Annotated in this window: 11 protein-coding genes; 5 read left to right on the forward strand and 6 right to left on the reverse strand. The window is 39.5% G+C overall.

Annotation, left to right across the window (positions count from 1 at the left end):
• Positions 1-898 precede the first annotated feature (898 nt).
• The 6 genes from agaR to ACW6QP_RS01865 form a co-directional block, all read right to left on the reverse strand.
• Complete coding sequence (gene agaR / locus ACW6QP_RS01840) at positions 899-1,657, reverse strand: transcriptional repressor AgaR (protein ID WP_457909125.1); 759 nt, start codon at positions 1,655-1,657, stop codon at positions 899-901.
• Between the two features lie 134 nt (positions 1,658-1,791).
• Positions 1,792-2,790 carry an amidohydrolase family protein gene (locus ACW6QP_RS01845; RefSeq protein ID WP_457909126.1) on the reverse strand — a complete coding sequence of 333 codons (999 nt, stop codon included), beginning with the start codon at positions 2,788-2,790 and terminating at the stop codon, positions 1,792-1,794.
• A complete protein-coding gene (locus ACW6QP_RS01850; RefSeq protein WP_457909127.1) occupies positions 2,771-3,613 on the reverse strand; it encodes a class II fructose-bisphosphate aldolase in 843 nt (280 codons plus the stop codon). The genes ACW6QP_RS01845 and ACW6QP_RS01850 overlap by 20 nt, the downstream gene beginning before the upstream one ends.
• Positions 3,600-4,556 carry a carbohydrate kinase family protein gene (locus ACW6QP_RS01855; protein ID WP_457909128.1) on the reverse strand — a complete coding sequence of 319 codons (957 nt, stop codon included), beginning with the start codon at positions 4,554-4,556 and terminating at the stop codon, positions 3,600-3,602. The genes ACW6QP_RS01850 and ACW6QP_RS01855 overlap by 14 nt, the downstream gene beginning before the upstream one ends.
• On the reverse strand, positions 4,543-5,469 hold the full coding sequence (locus ACW6QP_RS01860) for a 1-phosphofructokinase family hexose kinase (RefSeq protein WP_457909129.1): 927 nt from the start codon (positions 5,467-5,469) through the stop codon (positions 4,543-4,545). Before ACW6QP_RS01860 ends, ACW6QP_RS01855 begins: the two co-directional genes overlap by 14 nt.
• Before the next feature lie 3 nt (positions 5,470-5,472).
• A complete protein-coding gene (locus tag ACW6QP_RS01865) occupies positions 5,473-6,609 on the reverse strand; it encodes an SIS domain-containing protein (protein WP_457909130.1) in 1,137 nt (378 codons plus the stop codon).
• A 311-nt stretch (positions 6,610-6,920) separates the two neighbouring features.
• Here ACW6QP_RS01865 and ACW6QP_RS01870 point away from each other — a divergent pair, with 311 nt between their 5' ends.
• The 5 genes from ACW6QP_RS01870 (at position 6,921) to ACW6QP_RS01890 (ending at position 16,058) form a co-directional block, all read left to right on the forward strand.
• A complete protein-coding gene (locus ACW6QP_RS01870) occupies positions 6,921-8,759 on the forward strand; it encodes a sodium:solute symporter family protein (RefSeq protein ID WP_457909131.1) in 1,839 nt (612 codons plus the stop codon).
• Positions 8,760-9,102: 343 nt separating this feature from the next.
• Positions 9,103-12,288: a SusC/RagA family TonB-linked outer membrane protein gene (locus ACW6QP_RS01875; RefSeq protein WP_457909132.1), complete on the forward strand. Its 3,186-nt coding sequence runs from the start codon at positions 9,103-9,105 to the stop codon at positions 12,286-12,288.
• Positions 12,289-12,300: 12 nt separating this feature from the next.
• The gene (locus ACW6QP_RS01880; RefSeq protein ID WP_457909133.1) at positions 12,301-13,773 is read left to right on the forward strand and encodes a RagB/SusD family nutrient uptake outer membrane protein; all 1,473 of its coding nucleotides are present in this window, start codon (positions 12,301-12,303) and stop codon (positions 13,771-13,773) included.
• 4 nt (positions 13,774-13,777) lie between these two features.
• Complete coding sequence (locus tag ACW6QP_RS01885; RefSeq protein ID WP_457909134.1) at positions 13,778-15,178, forward strand: DUF4832 domain-containing protein; 1,401 nt, start codon at positions 13,778-13,780, stop codon at positions 15,176-15,178.
• 16 nt (positions 15,179-15,194) lie between these two features.
• Entirely contained in the window at positions 15,195-16,058 is an 864-nt protein-coding gene (locus ACW6QP_RS01890; RefSeq protein WP_457909135.1) for a PKD domain-containing protein, read from the forward strand.
• Positions 16,059-16,072 lie beyond the last annotated feature (14 nt).

The following is a 16,072-nucleotide window of genomic DNA, read 5'->3' on the forward strand; positions in this document are numbered from 1 at the left end:
TCGGGGGTTGGGGGGCCTCCTGATTAAAAATACAATTACTCCTGGATTCTATTTTTTATTTTGGAAGTCGTGAATGCCCTGGCATTTCTGAAAGCAATTCACAACCTCGCTTTACCAACTAGATAGTGTTGATGGAATCCCAAAATAGGTATAAGTTTGTTGTGCTTTGAGTCAATAATATACAAACTGTAGGACAACCAACTACAAACTAAAAATTACAGGCTTTCAAAATTACTCCCAGGAAAGCCCCCTTCGGGGGTTGGGGGGCCTCCTGATTAAAAATACAATTACTCCTGGATTCTATTTTTTATTTTGGAAGTCGTGAATGCTCTGGCATTTCTGAAAGCAATTCACAACCTCGCTTTTCCAACTGGATAGTGTTGATGGAATCCCAAAATAGGTATAAGTTTGTTGTGCTTTGAGTCAATAATATACAAACTGTAGGACAACCAACTACAAACTAAAAATTACAGGCTTTCAAAATTACTCCCAGGAAAGCCCCCTTCGGGGGTTGGGGGGCCTCCTGATTAAAAATACAATTACTCCTGGATTCTATTTTTTATTTTGGAAGTCGTGAATGCCCTGGCATTTCTGAAAGCAATTCACAACCTCGCTTTTCCAACTGGATAGTGTTGATGGAATCCCAAAATAGGTATAAGTTTGTTGTGCTTTGAGTCAATAATATACAAACTGTAGGACAACCAACTACAGACTAAAAATTACAGGCTTTCAAAATTATTCCCAGGAAAGCCCCCTTCGGGGGTTGGGGGGCTTTCTGTTTAAAAATACTCCCTGCGGTTAGAGGCTGAAAGCAATTCACGATTCTTCATCTTTTTTACTCCTGGAGCAGACTTTTTAATTACTTTCAACATTTTAACGCGATCGAAACTAGTGATTTTTAGGCGATAATAATATTAACATTGTTTTTGCGCAATTCTTCGCGCTTGGCCAGGGGCATGCCATCATCGGTGATAATGGTGTTTACCTTATCAAAACTACAGATAAAGGCAAGACCCGACTTTTCGAATTTTGAACTGTCTGCCACCACAATAACTTCTTCTGCTATTTCAATCATGAGTTGATTTAAATAAGCCTCTTCCATATGATGTGTGAAAATACCATGACCGGTTTTTATACCATCAACACCCAAAAAAAGTTTATTACAATATAATTGTCTTAGATTACGCTCAGCCATAGGACCTACCAACGACATCGAAAATTCCTTTAAGTAGCCGCCAGGCATAAAAACTTCTAGGTTTTTATACTGCGCCAGATTGTTAACAATATCAAGAGCATTGCTAATTACAGTTAGTCTTTCGAAGCCTCCCAGGTTATTGGTGATCTCAAAAGTTGTAGTTCCCGAATCAAGAATAATACTATCTTCTTCATTTATAAGTGAAATGGCTTTTTTTCCTATACGCCGCTTGATGTCAAGATTTATCTTTTTTTTCTCGGTAACAGGGAGGGCGGCATTGTTAGGTTTAAAAGCACCACCATGGGCTCTAACAAGTAAATTATTTTTCTCAAGTTTATCCAGATCATTGCGTATGGTGACTTCACTCACTCCAAGGGCAGCACTCAATTCATTAACATTTACCTGACCATTAGTATCTAACTCTTCAAGGATACGTGATCTACGATATGCGGTTTTTTTCATTTGACTAATTTTGATACTAAAAGTACTTGTGATAGCTTATCAATTTGCAATTTCTTATTTTTTATAATGAAAATAAAAAAGAGCGAAGACATTCTACGCTCTTTAAACCGAAACTATTAAAAAATTGAAACATTTTATTTGAGAGGAAGGTCTAAATTATAGGTATCAACTGCGTTTCGAAAAAAGATCTTATAAAGAACTTCTTCGGGTAATTTAAGACCTTGAAATTTTCCTTCAAATTCTCGAGCTTCCATCCAATTGTCGGTTGCAAAATAGGTCCAATGGTAGTTCCATAAATATTCAAACTTAGAAGCAACTTCCTCAGCTGTCATATTTCCATCATCTATCACATCTGTGCCGTAAATTATTCGATCCTGATAGGCTATAAAAAAATCTCTTACTTTTTCCCGATTTTTCATGCCCTGCAACTGTACGTGACAAATCCGCTCGGCTAAATCTGTTTTTGATTTTGGAAATTTGTCCAGTCGTTTAGCTACTTCATCTAAGCTCCATTCCATGCTAAACAAATGAAGGCCTACATAGTTAAGATCGGGATACCGCTCTAAAACAGTGTCTCTGGCAGTCATATGAGCTTCATAGGATGGGTATTCCCGGTTCTTATACATATGGTATTCTGGATGCTCCTCGAAATAAGCGCGATCAGACAGGACCGTCATTTGTTCTAGAGGGAGCCAGCAATTGCGGGGCTCTCCCTGGTGATTTATAAGTAGAATATCATTGTCACTCAAATATTGAAATATAGGGTCGAACCGGGAATCATCTAATAGAACAAAATTCCCTTCCTTATTCTTAACTCGCGGGTCCATTCCTATATTCTTCCAGATTTTGACAGCTTTTGCACCTTGTGCTATTCCCTGTTTAATTTGCTCTAAGGCGTGGGGAATCCATTTTTCGGTATTCCAATGCTCTATATCAAAGGAGGTGATAAAGAAACTTCTTTTGTCAATTGTATTTAACTCCTGAATTATAGACTGCTGTTTCTCCAAACTATCAAAAAAAGGTATATCTGTATTGATGGAAACGAAATAGGCATCATAATCCCTGGCCAATTTCAATTTTGCTTTAGTAGTGGTATTTAGATGTACGTGTGCATCAATGAATGGCCTTTGCATAATCTTCATTTTTTATCATCTTTAATTTTTCGCTAACCAATCTGGTGATTTCTGCCGTTGCCGGTGGAAATACCTTGCGCAAATCAATTTCTTCAGTAGAAGCAAGATTTTGCTGTAAGGTTGACATAAAGATATTTTTAATTTCAGTAGCCAGATTCACTTTACAAATACCCCGTGTGATTGCTGCCTGTACCTGTGTATGCGGCACTCCACTGCTCCCGTGTAAGACCAAAGTTGCGGGGGTCACGGCTGCAATACGCTCTAAAAGATCGAGATCTAATTTGGGCTCTTCTTTGTAAAAGCCATGTGCGGTTCCTATGGCAATGGCAAGTGCATCTACCCCGGTTGCTTCTACAAATGATTTTGCCTCTTCGGGCTGTGTGAAGCCTTGTGAACCGTGTTGTTGCCCCAATTTTGCAACAAAGCCAAGTTCGGCCTCTACGTGGGCGTCATATGCCCTGGCGCGTTTAACGACCTCTTTTGTAATTTTGATGTTTTCATCAAATGCTAATTCGCTGCCATCTATCATAACCGAATCAAAGCCGGCATCTAAACAGCGTTGAGCTAAATCTACAGAACCGCCGTGATCAAGGTGAATATAACCTTCTACTTCATATTCCTTTAAAGCGGCTCGCCCCAGAGCAACTGCGGTATTAAGTCCCATATAGTCTATAGAGCTTTGGGTAAGCTGTAAAATTATGGGTTCGCCAAGATTAGAAGCGGCTTGTAAAACTCCCTGTAAAGTTTCAAGATTGTAAAAATTGGTGGCTAAAAGGCCGCGCTTGGCCTCGGTGTATTTTAATAATCTGTCAGCTAATTTCATTTTCGGCATTTTTAAGTTTGTTCAACACCTGGAGTAAGTTGTTTTTATCGGTGAAGGCTTGAGTACCACCTGTAGCGGTTGTATTGGCGGCTCCCATAAGGTTGCCCCTTATAAGACTTTCTTTAAAATTTTGTGTTTCTAAAAAATGGGTGATAAAGCCTGCATTAAAAGAATCTCCGGCACCGATAGCATCTACAAATTTTTCGGGGCAGAAGGCTTCAGTTTTAATAAATTCTTGTTGGTGTACCCCTAAACTGCCCTCATTCCCCATTTTAAGAGCCAGGTATTTGCTGTATTTTTTGATTTCTGTAATAGCTTGTTCTACTGTTTCTGTACCGGTTAAGGCCACTAACTCACTTTCGTTAGGTAAAAAAAAGTCGACATAGGCTAAACAATTCTTATAATCGAAATCCCAACGCTCCAAAACATCCCACTGGATGTCTAAAGAGGTGGAAACCCCACAGGATTTTAATTTTTTAAAAATCGGGATAATATGGTCCCGAATACCTTCCTGAACGAAAAAATTGGAAAGATGAACATGGTCAAAATCGGCAATATGATCCCATGGAATATCATTTATGATAAATTCTGCCATCGCTCCGCAATATGTGATATTGGCCCGGTCCTGCTCGTAGTTTAAAATTAGAGTTGCTCCCGTATTTTTTTTAGGTGAAATCGAAATGTAACGGGTGTCTACCTGCATATCGGTTAAGCTTTGCACGCAAAGTTTGCCATAGTCGTCCTGCCCAACCTTTCCACAAAAACTTACCGAAGCCCCAAGGGCGGCAGCATTTGCGGCAAAAATGGCCGAAGAACTTCCCAGGACGACCTTCATAGTGTCTGCAAGAATTTCCTTTCCCATTTGAGGAAAGCCCTGAATGCCATTTAATAAAATATCGACATTAAGCTCGCCTATTACCAGTATTTTTTTAGGCTGTTTCATAAGTTGTTTTTAAAGTCACCTGGGGTAATAATTGCATTACATCCTTTTGGAGAAGCAAGCCTAAATCTTCATGCAGGCAATTTGCAGCACCACAAGCAACCGCATATCTGGCAATATCTGAATCAGAACACTCAAGGGATAGGGCATAAAGTAAACCTGCAGTTAGGCAATCTCCACTTCCCACGGTGCTCTTTACTTCGCTTATGGAAACATTAGCATGAATAATTTTTTGATCTTTATATAAATATAAACCTTCTTTACCCAGGGTAAGAGCTATAAGCTTTACTTTTTCTGAGAGTAAAGAAGTGATATTATTTAAACTTTCCGAGTTAGATAGTTCATAAGCCTCGTGCTGATTGATGTGCAAGCCGAAAAAAGAGGTTGTGGTCAAATTCTTTAGCTGTAAGCCAGAGGCATCTGCTATAAGGTGTTTTTTGTAGTAGTTAGCTAGTTTTGCTAACTGTAAATATCCATCTTCAGGGGCTCCATCAGGTAGAGATCCGCTAATATTGACATATTCTACTGTTTGAATTTCTTCGGTATATATTTTCAAGAAAGCTTTCCAGTCTGAAAGTTTTAAATGAGGCCCTGGGGTAAGTAGTTCGGTGTTGGTAGTGTTTGGATCATCAGATCTAAAGGTATAACAAGACCGGTTTTCTTCCTGAAGAAATATTCCTGTACTTTCAATACCTCTTCTCTGAAGCTCATTGCGAATCCAGTCACCCTTGCTGCCCGCCCAAATGCCTAAAACTTTACAAACTGCTCCCAATTCTTTTAACGCCAAAGCCACATGAATGGCTTTACCGCCTGCATAAGCCTTAGTGCGGCTTATACGGTTAGCCTCACCTGGCACCAATCTGGGGATCCAGGCATAGGTGTCAATTGAGGGGTTGGGACATACACAAAGAATCATGGTTTACTCATAAATGATTACACCTTCTACAACACGGCTAATGGCTCCACTGATAGAGGGATTGTCGGGATTTAGACCTAATTGTACAGACTTAAAAAATCCTAATAACTGGCCAATGAGTGTATAAGGTAATATATACAAACCTTTTGTATCAGGCTGGGTCTTGCCTATTGAGGCGATTGTATTTCGAAGATCCTTATGGCTGTCACAGCCTATGCAAATTGATGGGATTTCCCGCGCATCTTGTGCAATACTTTTGATTAGATCATTTTCATATAATTTGGTGTGCTGGTCGTCTGCGGTTAGATAAATCAATAAAGCATCTTCGTCGGCCACAACTCTAGGGCCATGTCTAAATCCTAAAAATGAATCATGCTTGCAAATTACCTGTCCATCTGTTAGCTCCTGGAGCTTAAGATGACATTCACGGGCGATGCCCAATGCCGGTCCAGAGCCTAAGAATATGGCGCGGTTGAAATTGAGTGAAGCTATTCGTTGCAGATCTTCTGCTTCTTTTAGTATTTCCTTCGCCTCCTGGGCTATTTTCGATACGAGCTTCTCTTTAATCTGCAAATGCTTGAGGTCAAAAATTACCAGGCCGCTTAACAGCATTGATGTAAAACTTCCTGTCATCGCCAGACCCTTGTCATTACTGCGCTCGGGTAAAATTAGGCTATAAGAGTTTTGGTTTTCCCGTCCGTAGGCTGCAACTTCACCTTCCTTGTTACAGGTGATTAATAAATGATGAATTGTGTCACAGTGAGAGTCTAGTAATCGAATAGCTTCTAAGCTTTCGGGACTATTTCCTGACCTTGCGAAAGAGACAGCCAGGGTGGGATGATCTTTAAGCAATGCGTGTTCAGGATGAGTAACAAGGTCGGTTGTAGCAATGGCTTGTGTTAAAACTCCCGTTTGTTGCTGAATTATACCTTGTGCCGCTTCTCCAATAAATGCTGAGGATCCTGCGCCTGTTAGTATAATGCGCAGGTTTTTTTGAGCTAAAATAGGCTCGAGAAACTTTTGGAGTTTCGCTTTTTGACCGACTATTAAGGTGTAGACCTCTAACCATAGTTCAGGTTGGGCAAAAATCTCCTTATAGGTATTACTGTTCTTAATATTATTTTGTGTTCTAATATTCATAAATTTTAAGAAAACCTGCTAGTTTCTAAACTTGGGTTGGAGTTTTTCAAAATCTCAACTTAATTTAGGATTGATTAATGATTCAAAGAAATAAAAATAAAACGAAACAAAAAAATCTTTCGATATTTTTATTTTCTTACATTTACTTTTGATATTTAATTTTAATTTGTTCTTTTGAATTAAATTTAATTTACAGTAAGGCAACGAAAATAACTTTACTTACCTATTAGCTAAGATTTGATAAATGTCTTTGCCTTAACTGTTTTCTAATAAAACATCTGCCCTTTTAAAAACTTAACAAAATTTCTACTATGATTGATTTAAATGCTTTAGACTATCTCTTTATATTCGGTTTTTTTGCAATTACGCTGGGTATTGGATTTTATGTGTCTAAAAAATCTGGTAAAAATTCGTCTGAGTATTTTTTGTCTGGTCGTACAATGCCCTGGTGGCTTCTGGGTGTTTCTATGGTGGCTACAACCTTTTCTACAGATACCCCTAACTTAGTAACAGACATTGTGCGAAATCAGGGTGTTTCAGGCAACTGGGTTTGGTGGACATTTTTAATTACTGGTTTGCTTACTGTTTTTATTTATGCCAAACTCTGGCGTCGCTCTGGGGTAGCAACAGACATTGAATTTTACGAGCTTCGTTATGGAGGTAAACCCGCTCGATTTTTAAGAGCATTCAGGTCTATTTACCTTGGAGTGATTTTTAATGTACTGGCTATGAGCGCGGTAACACTTGCGGCGATTAAGATAGGGCAGGTAATGCTGGGTCTCAGCCCAATAGCAGTAGTAGGGATAGCGGGCTTGGTTACAGTGGTTTTTAGTACTGTAGGTGGTTTTAAAGGGGTGATTTATACCGATTTTATTCTTTTTTTTGTAGCCATGGCCGGGGGGATAGGCGCGGCATATTATCTTATTAATATCCCTGAGGTTGGCGGAATTGCTAAATTATTAAGTCACGAGCAAGTTTCTCAAAAACTGAATATCTTACCGGATATAAAGAATACCAACACTTTGATAACCTTATTGATTATTCCTCTGGCTGTACAATGGTGGAGTGCGTGGTACCCGGGAGCAGAACCAGGAGGAGGAGGGTATATCGCACAGCGTATGCTCGCAGCCAAAAATGAAAATCATGCGATAGGCGCAACTTTTTTCTTTAATATCTTACACTATGCGTTAAGACCCTGGCCTTGGATTTTGGTGGCTTTGGCTTCATTGGTAGTATATCCCGACATTGCCAGTATTCACAGGGCCTTTCCAAATGTGGCAGAAGGGAAGCTGGGTCACGATCTGGCTTATTCTGCAATGCTCACCAAATTACCAAACGGGCTGCTGGGGATTGTACTTACTTCATTGATTGCGGCTTATATGTCGACAATATCTACCCATTTGAATTGGGGTTCATCATATGTTGTCAATGATTTTTATGTACAGCAAATCAACGTGAATGCTTCGCAAAAAGAGTTAGTAAATGTAGGTCGTATATCAACCGTGGTGCTAATGGTAATTTCAGCAGCCCTCGCCCTGGTTCTAAATAACGCGCTGCAGCTTTTCAATATTATTTTAATGTTTGGTGCAGGAACAGGGCTCATTTTTATACTTCGTTGGTTTTGGTGGCGTATTAATGCCTGGAGTGAGATCACTGCTATGTTTGTTTCGGGTTTGATTAGTATTATTCTAAATTTTACCGATACCGGGTTGTACTTGTTCGGGGGGGAAGAAGCGGTTTCAAAACTGGCGGTTGAAGGCTTGATGCCTGGATATATGACTTATCCTTTCGTGGTGGTAATTACAACCATTTCCTGGCTTGCTGTTACCTTTCTTGGAAAACCAGAAGACAATGCTGTGCTTTTTCGATTTTATGAAAAAATTCGTCCCGGCGGTCCCGGGTGGTCGCGGGTTGTTAACCGGGCAAGCAGTGAGCAAATTTCTATGCACGCCCGTGAGGCCAAGTGGAATGTTCCTGCAGGAATAGCTGCAACCCTTGCAGGACTTATCGTGGTCTATGGAGCGCTGTTTGCTACAGGTTATTGGATATACGGCTGGTCTACACTGGCTACCATAACGAGTCTGCTGACTTTAGTTGCAGCATTTGTTTTATTTAAGCTTTGGGGTAGAATTAAAGAAGTTATTTTTTAGTGATTATTTTTTTGGATAGCTCTCAAAAACACGGCCATTAGCCGTGTTTTTTTTTGTTCTATTTTAAAAATAGTTCTTTTTTATTCTGAAAAAAATAGAACTCAAATTGTAAAGCTTTAAAATAAAGGTTGAAAATAATCATAATACTGGCAAATACATAATAGGAGCCTAGAAATCCTACTTGAAACAAATTTTTATTAAAAAGAAAACGAAAGAAAATAATTTCGAAATATTTCCTTTTTAATATAAAATTAATATATTAGCAGGACTTTTAGGTTTTAAGTAATAATTCAAAGAAATATTTCAACTGTTTTCATCAATAAATCCTTTAAAATAGACTATTATGATTAAAACATTTTTTATGCTGGCGCTTATCTTTTGCTGTTGTGGTGCTTTAGTTGCTCAGAATATTCAAGTAAGCGGTACTGTTACTGATGCAGATTCCAGTATTCCCATACCGGGTGTTAACGTTCGAGTTGAGGATTCAAATGTAGGAGTACTAACAGATTTTGATGGAAATTTTGAAATTTCTGTACCGGGTGATGGAGTATTAATATTCAGTTACGTAGGCTTTGAAACTCAAAGAGTCGCTGTAGATGGTCGGTCATCTATATCGATCTCCTTAAGTGGCGCCACATCTGAGTTAGATGAAGTAATGTTGGTGGGTTATGGAACCCAGAAAAAAAGTGATTTGGTGGGGGCTATATCTTCGGTTAAGGGTGAAGAGCTTGTGCTTTCAACTGCGCCTTCTGTAGGCCAGGTTTTGCAGGGAAGAGCTGCAGGTTTGCAAATTACACAAAACAGTGCGCAGCCTGGCGGAGGTCTTGATATCGTTATTCGAGGCGCTGCTTCGGTAAATGCCAGTAATCAACCTTTGGTGGTCGTCGATGGTTTCCCATTGGATGAAAATAATTTTGGGCAGCCTTCTAACAGTAACCGCTATAGCGGGGGTACTCAGGGAATTCTAAATTCATTCAATCCCAATGATATAGAGTCTATAGAAGTGCTTAAAGATGCCAGTGCCACAGCAATTTATGGAGCCCGGGCAGCAAATGGAGTGATTTTAATCACGACTAAAAAAGGTGTTGAAGGAGATGTTCAGGTAAACTATTCCGGTTTTTATTCCTATCAGGCCTATGATGAAGAGGATTATGATGTTTTTGAACTCAAAGAATGGAAGCAACTGCGTAACGAGGCGGCCTTCGAAAATTGGGCCTTTATGAACCGGGTTTTTCCTTATAGTGACCGAACCCTGGAAGAAGCCATTGCAAATCCTGTTAATGGGGTTGAGTTTAGAAGGTTTTATTCAGATGAAGACATTCGTAACAGTGGGTCGGGTACTGACTGGTTGGGGTTAGTAACCCGTGATGGTGGTATTCAGCAACATAATATCTCTCTTAGAGGAGGAAGTGCAAAGACCAAGTACTTTCTTTCAGGAAACTTATTTGAAAACAAAGGTATAATAAAGAAATCGGCATTCGACCGGGTATCGCTTCGATTTAATCTCGATCAGGAAGTTAATGAGTATCTGAAAGTTGGTTTGAACCTTACAAAAAGTAAAATCAATAATAATAATTCTCAATTGTCTACGCGTGAATTATCACAATCAGGAATTGATGGGTTTGAAAACTCAGGGATTATTCGAGCAGCGATACAGCAGGGGCCCCATATTGAGGCTATAGATGAAGATGGCAATTATCCCCTTAATCCAGATAGCGCAGTTGAACCAAACCCGTTTTCATTGTTAAATATCACAGACAACGGAACTGTAGACAGAACTTTAGCCAATTTTTATGTTGAGTTTAGACCTATTGATAAAATCCTGTTTCGAGGTCAATATGGTATAGATCAGGGTTTTAGTGATAGAAGGGCATACTTGCCAACTACTGTCTTTGCAGGAGCCTTAGAGAATGGTCGCGCAGATATAGCTAATCAAAAGAAAAATGACGATCTGGTAGATCTTACTTTAACCTATGATGATATATATGCAGAAAAGCATCAATTAACCTTGCTTCTTGGGTTTTCAAGGCAGAAATTTAGATCTGAAGGCTCTAGTGCTACAGCATCTAATTTTATAACCGATGCATTTTTAGCGAATAATCTTGGAACCGGAGCTAACAGGCCTATCGTGTCATCGTTTAACGGTGAGTACGGTTTCATCTCATATTTCACAAGATTAAATTATATCTTAAACGACAAGTATATTTTTACCGGAACCTTGAGAAGAGATGGCGCAAGTGTATTTGCCGAAAATAATCAGTATGGATTTTTCCCTTCGGCGGCATTTGGTTGGAAGATTTCTGAAGAATCCTTTATGCAGCCCCTGCGGGAAACACTCTCTCAGTTAAAACTACGTGCAAGTTATGGAAAGACCGGTAATTCAAGTGGTCTCACTGGTAATGCTTTTGCAGCGCTAAGAGCCGGACCAGCATATTTGGGGCCAGATGAATCTGTGCTAACTGGGGTTTTTCCCTTGAGACTTGCCAATCCTGATTTAAAATGGGAAACAACCACCGAGGCCAACCTGGGCCTTGACTTTGGACTCTGGAAAAACAGAGTAAACGGAAGTCTTGAATTTTATTACAGAGAAGTCTCAGACTTGCTGCAAATGAAGCCTATAAATTCGTACAACCCTATTGGTCAGGTACTAGCCAATGTAGGCACTACAGAAGGGAGAGGTTTTGAATTTACTTTGAATACCAATAACATTAATACTTCTAATTTTAATTGGAAAACCATATTCACGTTCTCTACTTATAGAAACAATTGGAAAGAACGTGCTCCAGATTTTAGGCCAGCTGTTTTTCAAAGCGATACAGACCCCATACGTGCCCGCTATTCTTACATAGCAGATGGGATTATGCAGGTTGGGGAAGAGGTGCCGGCTCAACCCGATATATTTCCTGGTATGATTAAAATCAAAGATCTTAATGGTTTTGAACGTGACGAAGCCGGTAATCCAGTGGTTGATGAAAACGGGAGATTTATTAGAACTGGTGAACCAGACGGAATCATAGATGAGGCTGACATAGTGATGCTTGGCTCCACCGATCCAGATGTAACTGCTGGATTAGTGAATATCCTAACCTATAAAAATTTTGAACTTAATCTTCAATTTAATGGAATGTTTGGCCGCCAAATTACAGACCTTACCGATTTTACTTACGGCGTAAGCGCTTTTGGCGTGGGAGTGAATGGTAGAAATGCCTTAAGAAGTGTGAATGAACGCTGGACTCCTGAAAATCCATCGACCACAAGACCAGCCTCACATTTTGGATTTTCCAGATATGGCTCTGGAGATTTTTTCCTTCAGGATGCCTGGTTTATAAGATTGCAATATGCATCTCTTGGATACCGCCTGCCAAAGCAATGGTTTGGCAACTTATTGGATAGTGCCTCCCTTAGGCTTGATGGCACCAATTTATTTGTAATCACTCCTTACCAGGGTATCGACCCTGAGACCGATGCCTATACTGCAGCATACCCAAATGTTAGAACTTTTACTTTAGGTTTGGATATTAAATTTTAAACAAAAATAATTATGAAAAAAACATATATCTATTTATTATGTATTCTCAGCACCTTGACTATTAGCTGTGACGACGTTTTAGATCCTGTAAATTTTGATGAAATTAATCCAAGTATATTTCCTGCTTCAGAAGCCGATGTAGATGCTTTGGTTTTTGCATCCTACTATCCGCTTCGTGGCTCATATGGTGATGGTATTCATACAACCTCTGAGAATGGGATCATGTTCATTTCTGATGCAACTACCGAAATTATACAGGGACCTTATGGTATTCAACAAGAGGCAACACTGCATAGTTGGAACCCCTCGACCTTTGGTGTTACTCGCTTCTATGACGTGTTTTACAATCAGATTAGCAATATGACCTTGAATATTGATTTAATCGAAAAGTCATCTGTTCCAGAAACTGCAAAGCAGCGTGCCATTGCCGAAATACGTTGTGCCCGTGGAATATTGGCTTATGAATTATTCGATTTTTATGGCCCTATAGTAGTAGCCCCTCTTGAAGTGTTGCTGAATCCTTTAGAAGAAGCCCCTTTATCCAGATTGAGCAACGATGAAATGGTAAGTTTTATTGAAGCAGACCTGTTAGCTGCAGCAGCAGACTTGCCGGGCCCCGAGGAAGCCAATTATGGAAGGTTTAGTAATGCTACAGCTCGTATGTTGCTAATAAGACTTTATTTACACGAAAAACGTTGGGCCGATGTGGAAGCACAGGCCAATGCCATAATGGATATGAATTATTTTGAACTTGAAGAAGATTACGTAGGGCTATGGGATGTTGATGCGCCTATCGACAGTAAAGAAGTGATTTGGGCAATTCCTGCCGACTATGCCGGTACCAGTGAAAACCAATGGCAGCTCATGGTTTTACCTAATAATTTCCCAGGGAAAAGCGGATTTGGAACAATTCAAAGTTCGTGGTATTTCTATGACTCTTTTGAAGAATCTGATATTCGGAAAACAAATCTCATCGCAGAGTATACCGGTACCGACGGTGTAACCTATAATCGTGAGAATCCGGGTAACCGAATGCAATTGGGGCCTCTCCCACTCAAGATAAATCAGGATTTGGATCGTACTACGGCATTAACTACGGTAGATATAATTATGTATCGTTATGCAGATGTCATCTTATCAAAGGCTGAAGCGATAGCGAATAAATCTGGAAGTCCTAATCAGGAAGCCATTGATCTGATCAATATCATTAGGCGACGCGCTCAAATAAGCGAGGTGACCCTGGCTCAATACCCTGACCTGCAAAGCTTTAATGATTTAGTTTTATTAGAGCGCTCTCATGAATACTGGTGTGAAAATGGTCAGTATCGTTCAGATCTTATAAGGCATGGAAAGTTTGTAGAACGTTGCAACGAATTAAATGGTGTGGCCTGCCAAAGTGCACCATACAAAACAGTCTTTCCTTTTTCTTTAGCTCGAATAAGCGAAGGTAAAGGAGCGTTTATTCAGAATCCAGGTTATAACTAATATAATGAAAACGAAAGGCTATAACATAATAACAAAAGAGGTGGCCATTTGCTTGATTGCATTTCTGATGCTTGCAGGTGGTTGCCAGGGAGGAGATGATGCAAATCAAGGAGAATTCGAGAAAATTGATGAGAATATTGCAGAAATAAATTATGAAGTTTCTACAGAGGTAATATCAAATCCTGATAGAGGTTTTATGCACACTTATAGTGTCATGTCTGAGGGTGAGGCTTTATCTCAAAATATGCTTAATTCTTTAAAGAATGAAAAAGTGACTTTGATTCTTAGAGTCTATTATTTCGATAAATTCAAAGATTCACCACTTAGTCAGGCCGAGCTTGATTTAATAGCAGAAGATTTCAATCGCATTCGTAAGGCAGGTTTAAAAAGCATTCTGCGTTTTGCTTATACTAATCAAATGGATGGTGAAGACGCTCCTATTGAGATTGTAGAGCAACATCTCGACCAGCTCAAAGATGTAGTGATCTCAAATTCAGACATCATCCCTTTCGTGCAGGCTGGTTTTATTGGTGCCTGGGGAGAATGGCACGCATCGAGCAACAATTTAACGACACTCGAAAACAAGCGGCGTGTGGTTAACAAATTGCTGAATACCTTTCCAGAGAGTGTACAAATTCAGCTTCGTAGACCAAAATTTAAACGTGAGATTTTTGAATATACTCAGGCCATCGATGGGAATGTGGGTTATGGTAATTCAGATATAGCCCGGGTTGGTTTTCATAATGATTGTTTTATGGCCAGTACTTCAGATTATGGTACTTACGACAATGTTTCAGAAGAAAAAAAATACATTAGTGATGAAGCATATTTTGTGCCTACGGGAGGAGAGACTTGCCCGCCATCTGGAATACCTTTAGCCAGCTGCACAACGGCAGAGCAGGAAATGAGTCTTTTAAAATGGACATATTTAAATTTAGACTATTATGGACCCGTCTTAAATGGTTGGAGAAATTCGGGTTGCTTTGAGAATTTTGAACGTAAATTGGGCTATAGATTGTCTCTAAGTAAAGCAAAACTTCCTAAAAGCCTTTCAGTTTCAGCTTCTTTAGATTTGGAATTGAGTTTTAATAATGATGGATTTGCACCGGTCTACCTCAGTAAAGATGTCTTCCTGGTATTCAAATCACAAACAGGGAACGAAACCTACGAGAAACCTCTGAATATTGACCTTAGGCGTATAGTACCTGACGGTTCTCTAGATTTCTCAGATTCTATTTCTGTTTCCGGAATACCTGCAGGATCTTATAAGCTTTATTTGGCAATAAAAGATGAAGCAGATAACTTAAAAGATATTTTAGCCTATAACATTCGTTTGGCCAATGTTAATACCTGGGATGATACAGTTGGTATAAATGATTTAAAGCATAATCTGGAAATACAATAATTTTATACGTAATACTATGAAAACACTAATTAAATGCTTGATTTTGTTGAGTTTTATCTCTTATTATAGCTGTGCCAGCGATGATGATGGTGCAACAGAACTAATGCCCGTGGCTGATTTCTCTTTCTCTAACGATGGAAGCACCTTCTCGTTTACTAACTTATCGCAAAATGCGACTTCATATCGATGGGATTTTGGAGATTTAAAGTTCTACGGCGATGAAGAAAACCCGGTCTATACCTATGATATTGGAGGAGAGTTGACAGTCTCCTTAACTGCAATTAATGAAAATGGGCAGGAAGATTTTATATCAAAGACTATTCAGGCTCCCGAAATAATTATTATAGATATTAAAATAGATGGTGGATTTGATGATTGGAATGATGTAGACTATGCATATGAGAGTCCAGATCCTACCAAAGGTTCCATGCAAAAGATGAAGGTTTGGGCCAGGGGTGAAAAGATCAACGTGTACCTTGAAGGGAATACCACTATGAATATGGCTATTGTAGATATGTTTATAAATTCTGATGGAGATGCCTCTTCAGGATTTTTACATTCAAACTGGCCTGCCTCCTCAGGTGCCGACTTCCTGTTTGAGGGACCCTTTGTAAGCAATGGTTGGGGGGCATTTTACCAGCATATAGATCCTAACGGCGGTTGGGGTTGGGCAGCCATACCAGGTTCAGGTTCCAATCTTACGGTTTCCGATCTAATCGTTATAGATGCGAATACACATGCGCTTGAGTTTTCAATGCCCAAATCTCAATTTGGTAGTGTAGGCGATAGTATAGGGCTCGCATTTACAGAACTAACTGAAGGCTGGTCTGCAGTGGCAAATTTCCCCGACGACGACTCTTTTGTAGTTATTGAACTGTAACCTTTAAGCGTTTT

This window comes from Salegentibacter haimaensis, from assembly GCF_054121495.1.

Coding starts and splice junctions, on each gene's coding strand:
- agaR (WP_457909125.1), bottom strand. CDS start 1,657: ATGAAAAAAACCGCATATCGTAGATCACGTATCCTTGAAGAGTTAGAT.
- ACW6QP_RS01845 (WP_457909126.1), bottom strand. CDS start 2,790: ATGCAAAGGCCATTCATTGATGCACACGTACATCTAAATACCACTACT.
- ACW6QP_RS01850 (WP_457909127.1), bottom strand. CDS start 3,613: ATGAAATTAGCTGACAGATTATTAAAATACACCGAGGCCAAGCGCGGC.
- ACW6QP_RS01855 (WP_457909128.1), bottom strand. CDS start 4,556: ATGAAACAGCCTAAAAAAATACTGGTAATAGGCGAGCTTAATGTCGAT.
- ACW6QP_RS01860 (WP_457909129.1), bottom strand. CDS start 5,469: ATGATTCTTTGTGTATGTCCCAACCCCTCAATTGACACCTATGCCTGG.
- ACW6QP_RS01865 (WP_457909130.1), bottom strand. CDS start 6,609: ATGAATATTAGAACACAAAATAATATTAAGAACAGTAATACCTATAAG.
- ACW6QP_RS01870 (WP_457909131.1), top strand. CDS start 6,921: ATGATTGATTTAAATGCTTTAGACTATCTCTTTATATTCGGTTTTTTT.
- ACW6QP_RS01875 (WP_457909132.1), top strand. CDS start 9,103: ATGATTAAAACATTTTTTATGCTGGCGCTTATCTTTTGCTGTTGTGGT.
- ACW6QP_RS01880 (WP_457909133.1), top strand. CDS start 12,301: ATGAAAAAAACATATATCTATTTATTATGTATTCTCAGCACCTTGACT.
- ACW6QP_RS01885 (WP_457909134.1), top strand. CDS start 13,778: ATGAAAACGAAAGGCTATAACATAATAACAAAAGAGGTGGCCATTTGC.
- ACW6QP_RS01890 (WP_457909135.1), top strand. CDS start 15,195: ATGAAAACACTAATTAAATGCTTGATTTTGTTGAGTTTTATCTCTTAT.